The 17,837-nt window shown below is 58.7% G+C and carries 17 protein-coding genes and 1 tRNA gene; 9 read left to right on the top strand and 9 right to left on the bottom strand.

Features of this window, described 5'->3' with window-relative positions; genetic code table 11:
* The first annotated feature begins 5 nt into the window (after positions 1-5).
* Complete coding sequence (locus tag NG895_RS02595) at positions 6-746, top strand: methyltransferase family protein (protein ID WP_252850887.1); 741 nt, start codon at positions 6-8, stop codon at positions 744-746.
* On the opposite strand, the gene NG895_RS02590 is transcribed toward NG895_RS02595, so the two are convergent.
* The 3 genes from NG895_RS02590 to NG895_RS02580 are packed head-to-tail and all read right to left on the bottom strand — an operon-like array spanning position 743 to position 2,544.
* The gene (locus NG895_RS02590) at positions 743-1,156 is read right to left on the bottom strand and encodes a hypothetical protein (RefSeq protein WP_252850886.1); all 414 of its coding nucleotides are present in this window, start codon (positions 1,154-1,156) and stop codon (positions 743-745) included. The two genes, NG895_RS02595 and NG895_RS02590, sit on opposite strands and share 4 nt — an antisense overlap.
* 12 nt (positions 1,157-1,168) lie before the next feature.
* Positions 1,169-2,176, bottom strand: a complete 1,008-nt coding sequence (locus NG895_RS02585; RefSeq protein WP_252850885.1) for a YhdH/YhfP family quinone oxidoreductase — start codon at positions 2,174-2,176, stop codon at positions 1,169-1,171.
* Positions 2,177-2,184: 8 nt separating this feature from the next.
* Positions 2,185-2,544, bottom strand: coding sequence for a 4a-hydroxytetrahydrobiopterin dehydratase (locus NG895_RS02580; RefSeq protein ID WP_252850884.1), 360 nt, complete (start codon positions 2,542-2,544; stop codon positions 2,185-2,187).
* A 475-nt stretch (positions 2,545-3,019) separates the two neighbouring features.
* Here NG895_RS02580 and NG895_RS02575 point away from each other — a divergent pair, with 475 nt between their 5' ends.
* The 5 genes from NG895_RS02575 (at position 3,020) to NG895_RS02555 (ending at position 6,499) form a co-directional block, all read left to right on the top strand.
* A complete protein-coding gene (locus NG895_RS02575) occupies positions 3,020-3,607 on the top strand; it encodes a response regulator transcription factor (RefSeq protein ID WP_252850883.1) in 588 nt (195 codons plus the stop codon).
* Between the two features lie 129 nt (positions 3,608-3,736).
* Positions 3,737-4,603 carry a PSP1 domain-containing protein gene (locus NG895_RS02570; RefSeq protein ID WP_252850882.1) on the top strand — a complete coding sequence of 289 codons (867 nt, stop codon included), beginning with the start codon at positions 3,737-3,739 and terminating at the stop codon, positions 4,601-4,603.
* Positions 4,604-4,655: 52 nt separating this feature from the next.
* Complete coding sequence (locus NG895_RS02565) at positions 4,656-5,117, top strand: Minf_1886 family protein (protein WP_252850881.1); 462 nt, start codon at positions 4,656-4,658, stop codon at positions 5,115-5,117.
* Positions 5,114-5,302 carry a hypothetical protein gene (locus NG895_RS02560; protein ID WP_252850880.1) on the top strand — a complete coding sequence of 63 codons (189 nt, stop codon included), beginning with the start codon at positions 5,114-5,116 and terminating at the stop codon, positions 5,300-5,302. Before NG895_RS02565 ends, NG895_RS02560 begins: the two co-directional genes overlap by 4 nt.
* Before the next feature lie 90 nt (positions 5,303-5,392).
* A complete protein-coding gene (locus NG895_RS02555) occupies positions 5,393-6,499 on the top strand; it encodes a prenyltransferase/squalene oxidase repeat-containing protein (protein ID WP_252850879.1) in 1,107 nt (368 codons plus the stop codon).
* A gap of 8 nt (positions 6,500-6,507) precedes the next feature.
* Here NG895_RS02555 and mch read toward each other — a convergent pair whose 3' ends face one another.
* The 5 genes from mch to NG895_RS02530 all read right to left on the bottom strand — a co-directional run bounded on the left by mch (position 6,508) and on the right by NG895_RS02530 (position 13,011).
* Positions 6,508-7,440: a methenyltetrahydromethanopterin cyclohydrolase gene (gene mch / locus NG895_RS02550; RefSeq protein WP_252850878.1), complete on the bottom strand. Its 933-nt coding sequence runs from the start codon at positions 7,438-7,440 to the stop codon at positions 6,508-6,510.
* 116 nt (positions 7,441-7,556) lie between these two features.
* Positions 7,557-9,311 (bottom strand): TIGR03545 family protein, encoded by a 1,755-nt coding sequence (locus NG895_RS02545; protein WP_252850877.1) that lies wholly within the window; start codon positions 9,309-9,311, stop codon positions 7,557-7,559.
* 5 nt (positions 9,312-9,316) lie between these two features.
* Entirely contained in the window at positions 9,317-9,826 is a 510-nt protein-coding gene (locus NG895_RS02540) for a TIGR03546 family protein (protein WP_252850876.1), read from the bottom strand.
* 142 nt (positions 9,827-9,968) lie between these two features.
* A complete protein-coding gene (locus NG895_RS02535; RefSeq protein WP_252850875.1) occupies positions 9,969-12,275 on the bottom strand; it encodes a multiheme c-type cytochrome in 2,307 nt (768 codons plus the stop codon).
* Between the two features lie 7 nt (positions 12,276-12,282).
* On the bottom strand, positions 12,283-13,011 hold the full coding sequence (locus tag NG895_RS02530) for a hypothetical protein (protein WP_252850874.1): 729 nt from the start codon (positions 13,009-13,011) through the stop codon (positions 12,283-12,285).
* A 125-nt stretch (positions 13,012-13,136) separates the two neighbouring features.
* Between NG895_RS02530 and rfbB the strand changes: the two genes are divergently transcribed.
* The 3 genes from rfbB to NG895_RS02515 all read left to right on the top strand — a co-directional run bounded on the left by rfbB (position 13,137) and on the right by NG895_RS02515 (position 16,309).
* On the top strand, positions 13,137-14,195 hold the full coding sequence (gene rfbB / locus NG895_RS02525) for a dTDP-glucose 4,6-dehydratase (protein WP_252850873.1): 1,059 nt from the start codon (positions 13,137-13,139) through the stop codon (positions 14,193-14,195).
* Positions 14,196-14,907: 712 nt separating this feature from the next.
* Positions 14,908-14,981 (top strand) — tRNA-Met (locus tag NG895_RS02520).
* Positions 14,982-15,139: 158 nt separating this feature from the next.
* On the top strand, positions 15,140-16,309 hold the full coding sequence (locus NG895_RS02515; RefSeq protein ID WP_252850872.1) for a DUF819 family protein: 1,170 nt from the start codon (positions 15,140-15,142) through the stop codon (positions 16,307-16,309).
* Between the two features lie 4 nt (positions 16,310-16,313).
* On the opposite strand, the gene NG895_RS02510 is transcribed toward NG895_RS02515, so the two are convergent.
* Positions 16,314-17,477: a C40 family peptidase gene (locus NG895_RS02510; protein ID WP_252850871.1), complete on the bottom strand. Its 1,164-nt coding sequence runs from the start codon at positions 17,475-17,477 to the stop codon at positions 16,314-16,316.
* Positions 17,478-17,837 lie beyond the last annotated feature (360 nt).

Below are 17,837 nucleotides of genomic sequence, written 5' to 3'. Positions count from 1 at the left end.
GACAGATGGGAATTCGTTCGGAGATGGTGCGACAGGGCAACTGGCTGTTTCGATGGAGAAGCTATCTGCCAATCGTTTTTCTGATTCCCTTGGCCATTGGCATCGCTACCATGCGCTGGCCTTTCGGTAGTTACACGCTGCACGAGTACTGCGAATTCGTCAGCCTCGCCGTCTCGGTGCTCGGCGTGGTGGTGCGTGCGATCACGGTCGGGCACACTCCAGTGGGTACCTCCGGGCGAAACACGCATGGCCAGGTGGCCCAAAGTTTGAACACGACCGGCATCTACGCCACGGTGCGTCATCCGTTGTACCTGGGCAATTTCTTGATTGGCCTGGGCGTGGTTATGGTGCCGGCGGAGCTCTGGCTGGTACTGGTGTACGTTCTGACCTTCTGGCTGTACTACGAGCGAATCATGGCGGCCGAAGAGGCTTACCTTGCCGAGCAATTTGGCGAGGAGTTCGACAACTGGGCGGCGGTCACGCCAGCGTTCGTGCCCAGCTTGTGGAGGTGGAATAAGCCCAGCCTGCCGTTCTCGTTGCGCAACGTGCTGAAGCGAGAGTATACGGCCCTGGCCTTGGTGGTACTGTGCCACTCATTGATCGAGACGCTCGAGCACCTGGTGATCGATCGCACGTTTAAATTCGAATCGCTATGGGCGAGTACGCTGGCTTTAGCGGTGCTGGGTTACTTCGTCCTCCGCGGGCTGAAGCGACACACCGAATTGCTGCAAGTCGAGGGGCGTTAAACCACGGCCCAGGTAAGTACCGAAAGCACAACCGCCAGCAGCACGACGCCCGTGCACCCCCCCGACGACTGCAATGACTCCTCATGCACAACGGGCTCGCTGGACAGATCCAGCGGTTGCCACTCAACCAAACCTTGCCATGCATCGTCGTCTTTGGCGTAAAGCGAGAAAGCCTGCACCACTTCGTCGCGAGACACCAGCCTATCGGCCTGGTAGTGCTGATCGGTATCGCCGTTCTGGTACTCCAATTCGAACTGGCCATCGACCACCCGCGTCTGGATGTAGGTCAACGGCACCTTTGTCAGAATGGCGAACGTATTCACCTCGCCGTCGAGCGCATGAACCACCCGCTCGATGTCGACCGACGCAGGGGTGTCAATCACTCCGCCTTGTTCGCTCTCGAGTTTCACTGTTCTGTCACCTTACTTCTTGGGCACAACCAATGTCCGGCCAACGACCTTGCCAGCCATGATTTCTTTCACACGATTGGGCACCTCGGAGAGGGTGATTTCGGTGAGGCAATCTTCAGGTAGATCGACTTTCCAGTCAGTAGATAAATGCTTCCACATTTCCAGCCGCATCGGTCGTGGGCACTTGGCCGAATCGACACCGGCGAGCGTGACCCCGCGGAGGATGAAAGGATGCACTGTGAGCGGCAAATCGGCTCCCGCCACGAGACCGCACGCCGTAACGCAACCACGATGCAGCGTGGACCGCAGAATGGTGGTCAGTGGCGTTCCCCCCACGGTGTCCACGGCCGCTGCCCACTTCGACTTCAAAAGCGGACGATCCGAAGTATCGTTTACCGCCTCGCGACCCACCACCTCGGCGGCCCCCAGCTTCTTCAGCAGCGGTATCTGTTCGGGTTTTCCCGAAACCGCGGTTACCTCGTAGCCCAACTTGGCGAGAATGGCGACGCTCCACATGCCGACACCGCCAGTCGCGCCAGTCACAACCACCGGCCCCCTATCGGGCTGAATGTCACTCCCCACAATGGCCGCCACCGATTGAGCAGCCGTAAAGCCTGCTGTGCCAATGGTCATGGCGTGTCGAGCGTCGAGGCCCTCGGGCATGGCGACTACCCAGTCGGCTGGCACTCGCACGTACTGCGAATAGCCCCCCCACTGTTCGGCCCCCAGTCCATAGCCAGTCACCAGGACCGGATCGCCGACCTTCCAGTCGTCGCTGTTCGAGGCAGCCACCGTGCCGGCACAGTCGATGCCCGGCACATGGGGCAACGACCGCACCACGCCAGGATGGCCGCCGCATGCCAGGGCGTCTTTGTAGTTGAGCGAGGAATAGGCCACCTCCACAACCACATCACCTGCCGGCAGGTCGGCCAGTTTGAGTTCGGAAAGCTTGGTAGTGACTTCGCCGTCGGACGACTTGTCGGCCACCAACGCAACAAAGGGTTCTTGGATGTCGGACATGGATCTATCTATGCAAGCGATATGGGAAGCTGGTCGATTTTGGCGGCCAGGATAAAGTCGTTTTCGCTCAGCCCTCCGATGGCGTGCGTCCAGAGCTCAACGGCCACATTTCGGTACCCTTCGATGTGCAAATCGGGGTGGTGCCCATCGGCCTCGGCGACCTCGGCGCACTTGTTAAAGAAGTCCATCCCAGCCATGAAATTCTTCACCCGCCACTGCTTGCGAATTCGTTGCCCGTCCTGCACCAATTGCCACCCCTCGAGTTCAGCGAGCTGGGCTTGGGCCTCCTCCAGGGTGCAAGGATCGACCCCACCCTCGCAGGGGAGGCACTTCTTTCGAGTCAGCTGGTCGGCAGATTGGGTTTGCATGGCAAAGTCCTTGCTGCATTGGGTTTACGACTGGCAGAATGGATATCCACGAGCCCCACATCTGGGTACCGCTACCTCCATTATCCCGGTCCCTGGCCACGCGACAACGGCCTGCTGTTGGTTGCAGCAGCGCGAAAACTGCAGGCTTTTTGCCAAATAGCGCACAATTTTGCGTGCCAACAGGCTGGCACTCTGCATCCGAGGAGTTAAATGTCCAGTTGCTCGCAAGTCTATCCCCCCGCTGGGTTTATGGATGATTTACCCTAAACGCACCCTGCTCTTCAGGGGAAACGTTTAGGCGTTTGCAATTGTCGATAAGAGCGGTAGTCTCACCACCTGAGTACTGTTCGCTTGCTCACTCGTTCATTCGCTCCACTTTTGAGCGGTAGGGCAGCAGATCTCGGATATGGGGCAATAAATGCACACCGTCATCGAATCGAATCGAGTCAGACTGACGCCTAACCCAACGAGGATTATGAGATCCAAGAAGCTTAGGGTCGCTCTCTGCTTTAAGCGGCCGTTGGACATGGAAGCCTATGGCCTGCTGGTCGAAACCGTGGCTCACGCCAAAGTTGTAGTGCGATCCACCGGAGATGGGCCACTAGCCAAACAAGTGGCCGCGGCAGGTGTCAACCTGGTACTGGTTGAAACAGGACTGGCCCAGGAAATCGCCGACTCCTCGCTCGCCGAGATGCTCAACAGCAATGGCACACCACAGGTGGCGCTGGTCGAGGACGGTCAGGCGGCAGGGGACAACCTGGCACACCTTCCCGTCGTGACGCAGAAGCACGAGTTGGTGACTCTCTTAGGGGGCGAGCCACCAACCGCCGGCGGGAAGCACAACGACAACTTGGATATCGAGTCGCTGGGAATCACCCGCCGCGAACGAGAAGTGTGGCAGCTCATCGCCCAAGGACTGGCCGTCCGCGAGGCCGCCGAAACCCTGGGACTGGCCGAAAGCACTATCGATAGCCACAAATCGCGGCTGATGCGCAAGCTGGGCATCCACAAGTCGCTCGATCTGGTGCGGCTGGCGGTGCGGCTGGGGATCGTCGACCTCTAAGCCTCGGGAGGGACACTTGTCTGGTCGCAAACAAGCGTTTCGGGTATGGTTGAAGGAATAGGGCTCGCCCTCCCGCAGGGGGCGGTCGCCTGTTCCCTAACCTATCTTCCCACTCTTCCGCACCTGATTATGCCCAAGTATGTCGTCCGCTACGGTTCGATGCGACACCTGGGCGTGTTCTCCAGCAAAGGCTCCGATTTTCGGCGCGGTGCGCAAGTCATCGCTCGCACCAATCGTGGCATGGAGTCGGGCGAGGTGCTGTGCGAGGCCACCGAACAGGCCCTTTCGCAGCTCAACGATCCGCAGCGGGGCAGCATCGTCCGCGTGCAGTCGGAGGAAGACCGCCGCGAGATATTTCGCCTGCTTGGCCAACAGCGGGAGGAATTCGAAGTCTGCGGAAAACGCATCACCGAACTGAGCCTCGACATGCGATTGGTGGATGTCGAGCATCTGTACGGTGGCGAGCGGGTAATCGTCTACTACCTGGCTGACGAACGGGTCGACTTCCGCCAACTAGTCAAAGTGCTGGCAGCGGAATTCCAGACCCGGATCGAGATGCGACAGATCGGCGTACGGGACGAAGCCAAGCTGCTGGCCGACTACGGCGACTGCGGCAAGCCCGTCTGCTGTAATACGCACCTGTCGGAGATGCCGCCGGTATCGATGAAAATGGCCAAGCTACAAAAAGCAACGCTGGATCCCAGTAAAATTTCGGGGCGTTGCGGGCGACTGAAGTGCTGCTTGCGGTATGAATACGACACCTACCAGGAGCTGCGGCGGGAACTCCCCCCAGTGGGGGCGGCCATTATCACCGAAAATGGCCGGGCCAAGGTGCTGGGGCACGAGATCCTGGCCGGCCAGCTGCTGGTGGAAACCGAAGACATGCGGCGTGTGATCATTGACGCCTCGGAAGTGTTAACCGTACTGGGAAAGGGAAAATCTGCCGCAGAAAAGGCTCCCCCGACTCGCACAGAAGGCAATTCTGAGGAACAATAGAGTAGACGTGCTTCACGACCTTTGTACTTCACCTCTACGACCCTGCCCTGCCATGAGTAAGTCGATGCTCAATCCCAGCCACCCGATTGCCGAGTTGCTGGAGCGGGATAAGCGTTACAAATTTGACGCGTACCAGTTCGTGTTCGACGCGCTGCAGTACGCGCAAACTCGATTGGAGTATGGCAAGCCCTACGCTCCGCATGAGTTTGAAGACCTGGAGGATCTGGAAGACCAGCTGGAACATCACGTCTCCGGTCAAGAACTGTGCGAGGCCATTCGTTTGTACGCCCTCGAGCAGTATGGTTTGGTGGCCCAGTGCGTCTTGTCGGAGTGGGGCGTTCGCAGCACCTCCGACTTCGGCGAGATCGTCTTCAATCTGATCAACATCAAGCAGATGAAGAAGACCGACCACGATCGTCGCGAGGATTTCGACGACGTCTACGATTTCGATCAAGCGTTTCGTGTTGGCTTCGAAAGTACCATGCGAGATTCGAGTAAGGGACGCGGGGAGTGAGTCGCCGCAAAAAGCGTCCCGATAGACAGGCGATCGAAGGCGAAGCTCAGGTCGCTTCGTCCACGGAGCTCCCTGAACGCTGGCCTTCTTCCAAACCACGGCTTTGGATGCTAGCGCTGTCAGCCGCGTGCGTGCTGGCATGGCTGGCCGTGCTGGCCTATATCGGGCTTCTCTACGGCAACTAGTACGCCGCCAACGCTGCGGACTATAATATGCTGATGGCCTGCCGCGTGTGATTCACCCCAGCTAGCCTCCGAAACAGAAAGAAAGTTCCCATGCATTTGCGTATTCCCGTTGCCGCTTACCTGGCGTTGTTGATCGCCCTACCGGCAATGAGTCTCGCCCAAGAGTCCGCCACCAAGGTAGCCCCCACCGCCGAACAACTGGCCGCTCGTGGCGTCGCCTATTTGCGCACGTCGCAGGCGGACGATGGCTCGTTCAGCAGCCATGCCGGACCGGGCATCACGGCGATCTCTACCGCCGGGCTGCTTCGCAGCGGTGTTTCCACCAGCGATCCAGTGGTCAGCAAAGCCATCGAGTATCTGCTCGGCTTTCAGCAGGACGATGGCGGTATTTATGCCGAAGGTTCTCGTTACAAAAATTACGAGACCAGCCTGACCCTCCTCGCCCTAAGCGAGGCCAACAAGGGCGGCAAGTACGACGAAGTAATCGAAAAGGCCCAGGCGTTTCTCAAGGGAATTCAATGGGACGAGGACGAGGACCAAGGGCCCGATAGCTACAACTACGGTGGCGGCGGATACGGAAGCCACTCTCGGCCCGACCTGTCGAACACCAGCTTCCTGATCGAAGCCTTGGTTGCCGCCGGCAATGGTCCGGAAGATCCTGCCATCCAAAAGGCCCTGGTGTTTGTGTCGCGAACCCAGAACCTCGAGTCGAAGTACAACGCCACGCCTTTTGCCTCGAAGGTCGGCGATGGCGGTTTCTACTATACGCCGGCTGCCGGGGGCACCAGCCAGGCTGGCCAAACCGAAAACGGTGGCCTCCGCAGCTACGGCTCGATGACCTACGCAGGCCTGAAGAGCATGATCTACGCCGGCGTCGATAAGGACGATCCCCGTGTGAAAGCGGCCTACAGCTGGATCAAGAAACACTTCACGCTGGAAGAAAATCCCGGCATGGGGCCGCAGGGACGCTTCTACTACTACCAGATGTTCGCCAAGGCCCTCAATGCGATGGGGGTCGACGAGGTAACCGATGCCGAGGGTGATTCGCACAATTGGCAGAAGGAGCTGGTTGCCATGCTAGCCGAACTGCAGCAGAAAGATGGCAGCTGGCTCAACACTGGCAGCGATCGCTGGCTGGAAGCCGATCCGAATCTGGTGACCGGCTACGCCTTGCTAGCCCTTTCCTACTGTAAGTAGCAGCGCACTCAACGCCCGAACGATTTGTCGAGCACATCCGGCGCGAATTCGCCATAACGGCGGTTCGCGCCGGTATCTATATTCACCAGTTCCACCACGGCCGGACTGAACAGGCGCTTGTCGATCTTATAGAAGTCGTGATCGTAGGCGGCAAACAACTCCCTGAATGGCCGTCCATGGTCGGACGAAGCACTCGACGGAGTTCGAGGTCCAAGCTGGTCGATGCTCTCCTGGTCGCCGCGAACGAACAGCACCACATGACCACCGTACAGGATGGCGTCGTTCGTACGGCCGATGCCCGAAAGCACATCGCCAGCCACTGGCGGTAGTGGCGCGATGCCCCACCCGCTATCGATGCGAGACAGGTCGAACCCCAACTCATGCAGCTTGTGCAGCGTCGTCTCGATGCTCCGCGCCACCACTTGCACATTACCCGCCTGACTATTGGTAGGCGCCACCAACAAAGTGAGAGAGCCGGAGTCTACTCCACTCTTGGCGGCTATATCCGTGCAGACCGCCTCTGGTGGCATAGTATCGGTCTCGAGGAGCCCGACCGCCACGTCGGCGGTCTCGCAGAAACCGATATGGTCAAACAGCTCCTCACGTGCAGCCGCGGCCCGCATTGGACCGGAGCCCATTGCGAAGTATCCTTCGCCTTTGACTTCCCAGCCAGCGTACTGCGACGCCATGCACGCAGCCAACGGAGCGTCGGTTCGCACCATTACCGCGGGGCCGCCGGTTAACGGACTGACAGCCAAAGACACGTCGCCCAAAGCGGCCATCGACACCTCGGCCATGCGTCGCCCAGCCTCCAGTCCACCGACAGCATTGATGCCCAGATCGATCACCCGGGTCGGTCCCACCTGGGTGACTTCAACCCGCAGCTCCGCGGCCCGGTCGACAATGGATTCACAGTGCGCCTGCGCGCGACGATTAAGCAACAATGAGCCGTCGATGGCATTGCCTCCTGCGAGTCATTGGACGATGGGCTGGCTGTGACTCAAACGCGTATTCAGCAATCCGGACATTCCCGCAGGCAAGTATGGCGGACCAATGCCTACTTGAACAACTGCCCAAACGGCGATTGTCCGATTTGGGGATCATTGCCTCGCTGTCCAGTGAGCAGGGCCAGGATCTCACCAGGACCTTTGAGTTCGGTAGCCACCTTCGACTGAAACGCGGCAAACTCGTTGTCGAGCTTGGCGAGCTGGGCGTCCATCTCCTGCTGCCCTAAAGCAAGCAGCCGCTGCCGCTCGGATGCCACGACGTCTTTGGCGGCCTGGCTTATGGCGGTAGCCAAGTGCTCGCCCAGCGTTGAATGCAAGTCGAACTGGGGATGGTCGAGCGTGCCCGTGATGTCGACCGTGGTGCTAGCCTTTTCGATTCTTCCAATGCTAGCTGTTAAGGCGGTCTCAAGCCGCTCGCCAAGTGCCCCAGCCGCCACGGTGGGCTTGATGTTCAGCGCCCCCTGGGTGAGCTCGAGCTTCCCCTCCAGTTTGTCGTCCACCAAGTGCAATGTCAGCACGACATCTGCCCGGGTGGGGGCGACGGCCAACTGCAGCTTGCCTTCACGCCCTAACGCGGTCTTGGGCAGCAGCAGGTCGCTGGCCGTACATTGAATCTCGTCGCGACAGGCGAGCTGAGACCGATCGAACGTCGCTTGAATCGTCAGCGGCAAGCCTCCCTTAGTGGTCAGCTCCAGCGTGGTTGGCTTCTTGTGCAGCGAAGGCTGATTGGTCCAATCACGGACCACGCCAACCAACTCCACCGGCTGCCCTCCCAGGCGAGCAGAACCATCCAAACGTACTGCCTTGACCAGCATATCGGGCAGTTGCTGGCAACCGGCAAACTGAATGTTCTGGCCACGGTCGGCCGGCGCTTGGACCACCTTCTGATTGCGAGGCGGCACAAATTGACGCGCCCAACGAACCCAGGAAATGACTTCACCAGCCGGGGCCGTGATTTTTTCGCCCAGCAGGTAGTTGCTCAGCTCCTTGCCATCGATATCCCCGAGTTTGAGCTTCTCGCGAATCAACTGTTCGTCGTGCTTTCGCGCCTGAGCAATGCGGGCTTGGTCGGCCTTGAGCTGATCGGGCAGGGCCTTCACTTCACCCTGCAAACTCTTCAGCGAACGCTGCAGCTCGCCCACGCGCTGAGGCACCTGGGTTAGGAACTCCGCGTGCCGCAACGGGTTTGTCTTGGCGGTACGGACATCTTGTTCCAGTTGCTTGGCCTGTGCCTTGATGGCCTTAGCCTTCGATTGCAAATCCTTGTACTTCTGCGGCCACCGCTCGGCGAGTTCTTCGGCCAGGCGGACCGATTCCAGTTGCTGGTGCACATCGGTGCTGAAGCGGCCCTCCAAGTCGGCAAGCCATGCTTCGGCGTACTGAGTCGCCATTGGCTTCACCCAGCCGGGAGACGATGAATCATCGGCCATAGGAGGGGCCTCGGGCAACGCTCCGGAGATTTCTCGCTGTGTGCCGAAGTCGAGACCACTGATCACTCCATAGTCGGCAATCAGCTTCTTGCGCAGCAGTGCGGTGCTGTCGAAGTCGATCTCAATCCGTTCGGCGACAACTAGGTTGTTCATGGGCGAGCGGGGATTGGCCACAGCCAAGTCGCGAATCGCCACACGGGTCTCCAACAACGACGCCTTCACTCGCCCCACTTCGACCTTGGCGCCCACCACTGACTCGCCGCCGGAGATAATGCCCCATTGCAGCAGGTAGCCGCTGCCGATCTCGGTGGCCACCAGTAGTAGGACCACCAACACCAGGCGGGGAACGATATAGCTAAATCGAAAGAATCGCATAGTATCTAACCCCCAAAGCGAGCGGCAAACTGGGCGCCGGCCAAGGCGCGACCAAGTCGATAGCGGACAACCCACCGACCCAACGGCGGCGCAATTCTCGCGAACGCCAGTTTCGCTCCGTAGTAGCAGGGATAGCTGATATAGAGTGCCAGCATCAACGAGCCGATCGTCACGGTGTTATGGAACCCGATGAAAGGGCCGAGCGGCTGGTCGTACAACCAGGCGTAGAAGCCCTGCAGGTTCGGCAGGTGGAGCAATCTGTCGCCGATTTTATGCGTTAAACCATCGCACAGCGGCGAAATGGCGGAGAACAGCGCCACGGCCAACAGCCCCGCTGGCTTGTTCACCCGTAGTGCACAGAGCAAGATGCCCAATACCACCGCGATCAGATTGCCTTTGGGAACCATGCCTAGCATCATTCCCAACGTGAAGCCCCAGGCCACCTGTCGAGGCGAGTCGTTGGCGAGTACAGCACCAAACAGTTGGCGCACGGGGTGAAGCAGTAAGGTGAGCATGCCGACCTGCTAGCAGGTTGAGTGGAGGAAAAGGGACCGCCCCAACAACTAGGATGGTCCTCCTCCGTCTCCATCGGCAGTCAGAGCACGCCGACTTTAGCGATTGCAGGGATTGTGCGGCGGAACCAGCTAGCAGGTGGTGCTACTCGCCCTCGGTGGGCGGCGTGCTATCGCCCTCTGCCTGCTCGGTGTCGGACTCCTCCCGACTGGCCTCCCTGCTGGCACGAACCTGCAGTAGTCCCCGCGAAATGTTGGCGGCATCGGGACTATTGGGGTCCAGTTGATGCAATATCCTCAGAGTTTTCCCCGCCCGCTGCAAAGCCCCGTCATCCCCCGCCTCGTACAGTTTCTGCTGGAGCAATGCCAACCCCAGCGCAAACTGGTAGTTCTGTGGTGCGAGGCGTATCGCTTCGGTCAGCTGCTTTTCGGCCGCATTCAGATCCTCAACCAGATAGAGCAGCATACCCAGGCGGTAGCGAATGTCGCCGCTTTCGGGAAGGAATTCGATGTCACGCTCGAGCAGTTCGATCTCTTCCTTGCGCAGTCGCAGGACTTCCATCTCTTGGCCTGGCTGTGCAGACAGATGCCGCGCCAGTTCTGCGCGCGTTCCGGAACGATACGGCTCTAGCCGCACTGCTGTGCGGAGTTCTTCGATGGCCTCTGGCGTATCCCCTTTCCATTCGGCAATCGCCGCCAGCCGAAGGTGCGACTCGGCCCTCTCGTCCGCCATATGCAACTGCGTCTTGTAGTCCTCCAGTGCCGGAGCAAAGGCCGCTGGCAACCCTTCTTGCTGGAACAGTTCCCGCGGTAACTCGAGCATCCGTAGCGTGGCCGCTGTACGAACCGTACGTACCGGATCGGAAAGTGCCGGAATTACCTTCTGTTGTACCTGCTCGAATGAATCGAGACGCCGGTTGAATACGGCCGCCTCGCGAACCAGCGAGTTCTGCGATTTCAGGGCATTGTCCAAGGCATGGGACGCCTCGTCCGAGGGATATCGCCCGAGCAAATCGCATAACGTGGCCTGCACAATGGCCGGCGTGTTCTGCCGCTGCAGAGCCTCGACAATCAACTTCTCGGCATCGGGGTCCCCTTGTCGGCCACCTGCCATAGCCGGAGCCCAATGGGGATCGTCGGGACGTTTGGGGCCGTACCATTCGACCACTTTGTCGGCCGCCCACTGAGCCGTCTCGTCTGGTTCATCGTGACAACGGTTGCAGACGTTGGGCGTACCGATGGAAACCGTTAAATCGGGGCGCGGCACGCGGATGCTGTGGTCGCGGCGAGGATCGACCACCATGTACTTGGTCTCCGGCATGTGGCACTCAACACACGACGCCGCTGGCGTGTCCATCTTGTGGTGGTGATGCGACGGCGTGTCGTACTTTGCCGGTACATGGCACTGACCGCACAGAGCATTGCCTTCAAACTTCAGTTCCAGCGAGTGCGGATTGTGGCAGTCCGAGCAGCGGACTCCCTCGCGGTGCATCCGGCTCTGCAGGAACGAGCCGTAAACGTACACCTCATCCTGAATCTGTCCGTCAGCGTAGTACAGACCTTCGCGTAATAGCGAGGTGTTGTAGAAGTCGGCAAACCGCTTGCCAGGGCGAAAATCAGGGTGTACTTCAGAACGTCGTGCGTGGCACTTTGCGCAGGTCTCGATTTGCGGTGTGGGATCGAGCGACTTGATCTTCGACAAGCCGTAGCCGTGGATGCGGTCCCAAAACAGCGACTGGCTCTTGGCCAACTTCACGTGCAAGCTGGCTGGGCCGTGGCACGCCTCGCAACTAACGTCGATTTCGGAATAGGTCGTGTGATAAGTATTGGTCTTAAGGTCGTAGTTCTTCTTCAAGTCGGTCGAGTGGCACTCGGCGCATGTCGTATTCCAGTTTTGCGCGATCCCCGTCCAGTGTGTCGGGTCGTCGGGTGGCAGTCGCTCATCTGGGGCATCGGGAGGCGGGACATAGAACCACCGGTTCTCGATCGTATCCCAACTCACGCGCAGCACCTGCACACGTCCGTCGGGAAACTCGACCATGTACTGTTGCAGCGGGTCGATGCCAAACGTGAACTTGACCTGATAGTCGTGGTACTCGCCGTCGGGACCTTCGGTGTTTACCCAATATTCGTCGCCGCGGCGATAGAATCTGGTGGTAACGCCAAACCGTTCGAACTCGGTGTCATTGAAGTCGCCAAGCACCGCCTCCTCGGTAGCCAACTCCATGGCGCGATCGTGATCCGATCCGTGAAAGGCGTCCTGCTCGGCTTGGTGACATTCGATACACGAGGAGCGCCCCACATAGGTTGCCGAGGCCAGCGCGTCAGGTGGTTCCGTCGTGTACCAATCGGCCGAAACGTATCCAACCGCGGCCACGATGCAGAGCAGCACCACCAGCCAGAACCACATGCCACCACGGTGGTTTTTTATCGTCATCTTATGCTGGGACATCGGCAAGCTACTTTTCCTTGGCGTTTGCCTTATCCGTTTCGGAAATCGTCGCCGGCGTGCCACGAAGCTCGAAGTCGTCCCAGTCCGCGCAGTCGTCGAAGCTACCCACCCCCACACGACCAGCTGGTAGCGTCTTGTCTTCAGCCGTCATGATCGGCTTTTCGAAATTGTCGAAGAAGACTTCGATGCGTCCACTATCGACTCGGCGAGTGACCTTCACCCGGTGCCAGTTGTCGGTCCAGTTGGTACCTTCCGTGGTGGTGAGCGATATGGCCTTGCGATCGGCACCGTTTACAAGAAAGATTTGATTGCAGTGCGGATCCGTCTTCTTGCCAATGTGGACATAATAAAAGTGGGCCGGGTCGACGAACCCAAAAATGAGACACGCATCGCGGTGCCCGTAGTCTTCCACTGTGCTGCGAACCGACACGGTCATGTCGAAATCGCTGACGGTCCCTTCCTTCAACAAGGCAACATGGAAAGGACTACGATGCGGTGGTTCGTATTCTCCCTTGCGGACGTACTGGCTCAACACGCCCCGCCCGTCCACTTCGGTAAACTGCCACGACTTGGGGTCGAGCATCTGCCACTTCTTGGTGGGTTGCTCGAAATTGTCTTCGCCAATCAGCTCGAATTTGGCTTCCGCCTCTTGCGATTGGGCATGCAATGCCGGCAAAACCAATAACGTGGCAATGGCTATCAAAAGATGCAGTGGACAAGCTGGCTTCATAAACATGGCCGATCCTGAACGGAGGGGGTGAATTTGGCAATTCTCCAGTGTACACGCTGGGGACCGGGCGAGTGAACCGGCTGCGGCAATTTGAATGGCCCGGGCTCCTCGTGCGACCTATGATAGACGGTATGCGGACAGTTTTGGTCACCGGTGGAGCGGGATTTATCGGCAGTTGCCTGGTCCGGCAATGGGTCGCTCAGGGCGAAGTGCGCCTCGTGAACCTCGACAAGCTAACCTACGCCGGCAGTCGAGATTCGCTAGCAGACGTGACTGACAACCCGCTCCATACCTTCGTCCAGGGCGATATCTGCGATGGCCCTCTGGTCGCCCGCCTACTGGGCGAGTACCGCCCCATGTCCGTAGTCCACATGGCGGCCGAGTCGCATGTCGACCGATCGATTGATGGTCCCCGACGATTTGTCGAAACCAATGTCGTTGGCACCTTTACCCTGCTGGACGAAACGCGGCGGTACTGGCGCGAACTACCGGCTGATGATCGCCAGCGGTTTCGTTTCGTGCATATCTCGACCGATGAGGTCTATGGCTCGCTGGGCGAGGCCGGCATGTTCGACGAACAGTCGCCTTACCTGCCAAACTCTCCTTACGCCGCGAGCAAGGCCTCCTCAGATCATCTGGTCCGTGCGTATCACCAGACCTACGGACTACCAACCATTATCACTAACAGTTCGAACAACTACGGTCCTTACCAGTTTCCCGAGAAGCTGGTGCCGCTGGTCACGTTGAATGCGCTGGATGGTCGCGCGATTCCCATTTATGGCAGCGGTAAACAGGTTCGCGACTGGCTGCATGTCGAGGACCATGCGCGAGCGCTGCGCGCAGTGCTAGAGCAAGGGGTCCCAGGCGAAACTTATTGCATCGGCGGCGACTGCGAACTTACGAATCTGGACGTGGTCCACACCATCTGCGATGCCGTGGATAAGTACTCCGGTGGCGAGCAGGCCACTTCATCCCGCGAATTGATCGATTTCGTTGCTGATCGCCCCGGACACGATTGGCGGTACGCGCTGAACAGTTCGAAGATCGAAACTCAACTCGGCTGGAAGCCGATTTCGGATTTCTCTTGTAGCATTTGCGAAACGGTTCGTTGGTACGCCGAAAACAGGGCGTGGGTCAACGAAATCACTAGCGGAAACGATCGCCGAGAGCGGTTAGGACTCGACTGGTAGCAGCTCGATGCACCTGCTGTGGCCGCATGTGCGTTACAACCGGTTTCACCTGAACCTCCGCGATGCGATTTCTCTTCGGCCGACGCATTTTCTCCAAAATAGCTTTGCATCGCACGGCCGCGATTTGATAAACCCATGTCTGTTGTGAGTCGAGTTGATCACAACAACTGCGACGCATCGCTTGGTTCGGTACTCGTGGATAAGGAGAGACTCGCCAATCGCGCTTTACCTTTTCTTTCGACTCCTTTTAAGCTTTATCAGGTGCGGAGACAAATGACTGGCCACTTGCCATAGGCAACGCCGACCCACATGACTGCGAGCAGCCAGCCCACTTAGTGGAGCCAGTCTCGCCGAGCCCAACGGGGCACCGTGCACGTCGAGAGTTGTCGAGGCCAACGATCCGTTATTTCCCCTTCGCAGGGTGCAGTTCCACTTTTCTCCAGCCGCAGAAAGGATTTCCTCCGATCGAAACTGAAACTGAAACCAACCCCTAAAGCCCGCTTCGCGTCTCTGGCGAAGCGGGCTTTCAGCGTTTGGGAGCTCCCCGGCTTCGAGGCCATCCAACAGGGCTCCACAAGAGCGGTTCTCCGCGGCCTGCAGACCGCCTTGTCCCGCTCCCGCGAAATGTCTAAATTACAGGCTTGCCACCCGAACCTCCTACCACGGTAGCGGTGTCGATTCGGTGGTCCGTGAGGGGGCAAACCCTCCTCCTGGCGGAGTAGCTCAGTCGGTTAGAGCAGCGGAATCATAATCCGCGTGTCGGGGGTTCGAATCCCTCCTCCGCTACTGCACAAGATGGCGCCCGTGGCCCTGAAATCTCAGGGCCACAAAACTCAGGCATTTCTGTATCCCTACCGTTTTCTTGTCCACTCGGGTGTCCGGCACGATGTCTTTGCGGCATTGGCCACGACCATCCTGAAGCCCCGTCTTGAAAGCAACGCAACATGGACTGGCTGCCCATCAGCAGTACCCCCGGCATCCTGGCAATGCTTAGCGGCATTTGTGCCTTTTTTTTCTGGCTCGAACGACGAACCGGATGGCGGCTGTTCCGGTACTTGCCGCCGCTTATCTTCATCTACCTGGTACCAGTAGTTCTTTCCAACACAGGCGTGCTGCCAACGAGTTCGCCAGTGTACGGCCAGATGAAAGACCTGGTCCTACCAATGATGTTGGTTCTGCTATTGCTGAAGGTCAACGTCGGCGGTGCCGTGCGAGTGTTGGGGCGCGGTGTCGGCGTGATGCTTTTTGGCACGCTCGGGGTGATGGTCGGTGCGCCGATCGGATACCTGCTGGTCAAACCATGGCTCGAACCAAACGCCTGGAAAGCATTCGGAGTACTGGCGGGCAGCTGGATTGGCGGCACTGGGAATATGGCTGCGGTAAGTGAAATGATCGATGCCAGCGGGACCGAGTTTGGCCTCGCGGTACTCGCCGACTCAACGATCTATGTGATTTGGCTCCCGATTTTGCTGGGCTCCAAAAGTATTGCCGACAGGTTCTCGCGATTCACCGGTGTCGACCCCGAACGGCTGGCCCAAATGAAAGCCGCGGCTGATGCGGAACAAATCGAAACTCACCCTCCCAGCACGGCCGACCTGTTGTCGCTGCTGACGATCGCTTTTGCAGCAATGTGGGCGGCCAATCTCATCGCAGCCCAACTGCCAGTTGTCGAACCGTATCTTGATGAAGGCACTTGGCGGATTCTGCTGATCACCACGATCGGCATCGGTCTGTCCTTTACACCACTGAGCAGGATTCCTGGCAGCCACGAGCTGGGTATGGCACTCGTCTACCTGTTTGTCGCGAGGATGGGGGCCATCGCCGAAATGGAAAGCGCCGCAACTCAGGCTCTGCCGTTCTTGTGCGGAGCAACAGTATGGATCTTTATTCATGGCGCATTTTGCCTGTTGGGGGCAAAGCTTCTCAAGGTGGACGTGCACACGGCGGCGATTGCCAGCGCCGCGAATATCGGTGGAGCCGCCTCGGCATCGGTCGTTGCTTCGCATCATCAAGAAAGCCTAGTGCCGGCAAGCATCCTGATGGCGCTAATGGGGTACGCCATTGGAAACTTCGCGGCTTACGCTACGGCCATGCTTTGCTGGTGCGTATCCTAAATCGCTACGGCCACAGGCGTTTACCAAAGGCAAAGCTGGCTGTTCGCTTGGGATCGTAATCCTCGTGCTCGGGATTGAAGCTGCCGATGGTGACCTTCGGCATTACCGCGTGCAAAAACCGATCGTCCCCCAGATAGATGGCCGTGTGTCGAATCCGACCGTACTCGCCCAAGAAGTAAAGCGTATCGCCCCGCCGTAGGCCGTCGCGATACCAACGCGTGGCAACCAGCTGGCCTAACAAGAACTGCTGGTTCGCATCGCGCGGCAACTGCACGCCGGATGTGGCAAACGAGACTTGCACCAAGCCGGAACAGTCGACGCCCAGCGACGTCTTACCTCCCCAATGATACGGCGTGCCGAGTAACTGCTGGCCCGACGTCACGGCCTTCTCAATCGCACCGGGAGTCGGCCGTGATGGCTGACAACTGCCGGGAGGCAACTCAACCGTCTTGCCGCCGGGGAGAGCCACGGACACCGACCCTTTTTGACTCGGCAACCTCTTTAATATCGCGCCCAGGGGCAGAACCAAGCCGTCCTGCAACGTGTAATCGCTGGTCAGTTGCACCGCGTTCTCTGTTGGGTATTCGGCAAAAGCCTGCGCATCCACGCGCTGGACATCGGCGGCTGCCACGTAGCCAAGATATCCTTCACCGCTGTGGACCAGCAAACAATCGCCTTCTTCACGCAGCAGAAACAGTGGTTCTCCCATCAGACAATCGGTCATTACCTCGCGCGGTTTCTCGGGTTGGTCATAGCAAAGGGTGTGAGTGGCCTTTACCAACCCAAAGGCTTTCTTGCCCAGACTCGCAGATGGCAAGGTCTCCACCTTTTCATCAGATACTTCAAAACCGAGAGCGGTTAGAAATCCGACGAGCCCAGTGCGAGTTTGTGGAAACTCGACGTAGCCTTCAAGGTTCACTTTACCGGACTCGGCCTGGGAAGCCGTTACGTCGAAGGCGAACAGGCGGGTGTCGTTTGCAAGTTGCGACCGAAAAAATTCGATGTATTGTGGCAACCTCTCGCTCTTGCCAACCAGATCGGACTCCATTTGTCGGGCTAACCGTATGAGGCGATTTCCCGAACTGGGCGGCGCCACGACATTCGACTGGGCCGCGGCAGTACCCACATGGAGCAGCAACGCGAAAACTAATACGAGAGAACGAGGCATCATATGAACTCTCCTGCGAGGGCTGGTCGCACCTCTCTGCATGCAAATGGGGGGCGGAGTGACGAACTGGGTGCGGCTATTCCTGCAAAGCAGAAATCCGCCCTATCCAGTTTAAATCCCTTCGCAGAGCTTGACTATCGGCTTTCTCGGCGAGACGCACGGTTCCGAAGCCGCTTGTCGCCAGCATCATGGCCTCGGTATTCCGAGTCCCCGTTTTCCAATTGGCTGGACGAGGAGCGTGCCTAGACGACGAAATGCCGTCGGAGAGAGATGTTGGCCTGCCCCTAAAGTTAGTACCACTCGTTATGAGAGTACGGGTTGGGGAACTTCGCTGCCCTGCTGGAGCGGAGGCTGAGGCGT

Source organism: Aeoliella straminimaris (genome assembly GCF_024054565.1).
Taxonomy (GTDB): domain Bacteria; phylum Planctomycetota; class Planctomycetia; order Pirellulales; family Lacipirellulaceae; genus Aeoliella; species Aeoliella straminimaris.
The sequence above is the reverse complement of the archived record's forward strand: the minus strand, read 5'-3'. Positions and strand labels throughout refer to the sequence as shown.

What these genes read in the sequence shown, in the direction of transcription:
- NG895_RS02595 (WP_252850887.1), top strand. Translation starts at nt 6, where the DNA reads ATGGGAATTCGTTCGGAGATGGTGCGACAGGGCAACTGGCTGTTTCGA.
- NG895_RS02585 (WP_252850885.1), bottom strand. Translation starts at nt 2,176, where the DNA reads ATGTCCGACATCCAAGAACCCTTTGTTGCGTTGGTGGCCGACAAGTCG.
- NG895_RS02580 (WP_252850884.1), bottom strand. Translation starts at nt 2,544, where the DNA reads ATGCAAACCCAATCTGCCGACCAGCTGACTCGAAAGAAGTGCCTCCCC.
- NG895_RS02575 (WP_252850883.1), top strand. Translation starts at nt 3,020, where the DNA reads ATGAGATCCAAGAAGCTTAGGGTCGCTCTCTGCTTTAAGCGGCCGTTG.
- NG895_RS02570 (WP_252850882.1), top strand. Translation starts at nt 3,737, where the DNA reads ATGCCCAAGTATGTCGTCCGCTACGGTTCGATGCGACACCTGGGCGTG.
- NG895_RS02565 (WP_252850881.1), top strand. Translation starts at nt 4,656, where the DNA reads ATGAGTAAGTCGATGCTCAATCCCAGCCACCCGATTGCCGAGTTGCTG.
- NG895_RS02555 (WP_252850879.1), top strand. Translation starts at nt 5,393, where the DNA reads ATGCATTTGCGTATTCCCGTTGCCGCTTACCTGGCGTTGTTGATCGCC.
- NG895_RS02545 (WP_252850877.1), bottom strand. Translation starts at nt 9,311, where the DNA reads ATGCGATTCTTTCGATTTAGCTATATCGTTCCCCGCCTGGTGTTGGTG.
- NG895_RS02540 (WP_252850876.1), bottom strand. Translation starts at nt 9,826, where the DNA reads ATGCTCACCTTACTGCTTCACCCCGTGCGCCAACTGTTTGGTGCTGTA.
- NG895_RS02535 (WP_252850875.1), bottom strand. Translation starts at nt 12,275, where the DNA reads ATGTCCCAGCATAAGATGACGATAAAAAACCACCGTGGTGGCATGTGG.
- NG895_RS02530 (WP_252850874.1), bottom strand. Translation starts at nt 13,011, where the DNA reads ATGTTTATGAAGCCAGCTTGTCCACTGCATCTTTTGATAGCCATTGCC.
- rfbB (WP_252850873.1), top strand. Translation starts at nt 13,137, where the DNA reads ATGCGGACAGTTTTGGTCACCGGTGGAGCGGGATTTATCGGCAGTTGC.
- NG895_RS02515 (WP_252850872.1), top strand. Translation starts at nt 15,140, where the DNA reads ATGGACTGGCTGCCCATCAGCAGTACCCCCGGCATCCTGGCAATGCTT.
- NG895_RS02510 (WP_252850871.1), bottom strand. Translation starts at nt 17,477, where the DNA reads ATGCCTCGTTCTCTCGTATTAGTTTTCGCGTTGCTGCTCCATGTGGGT.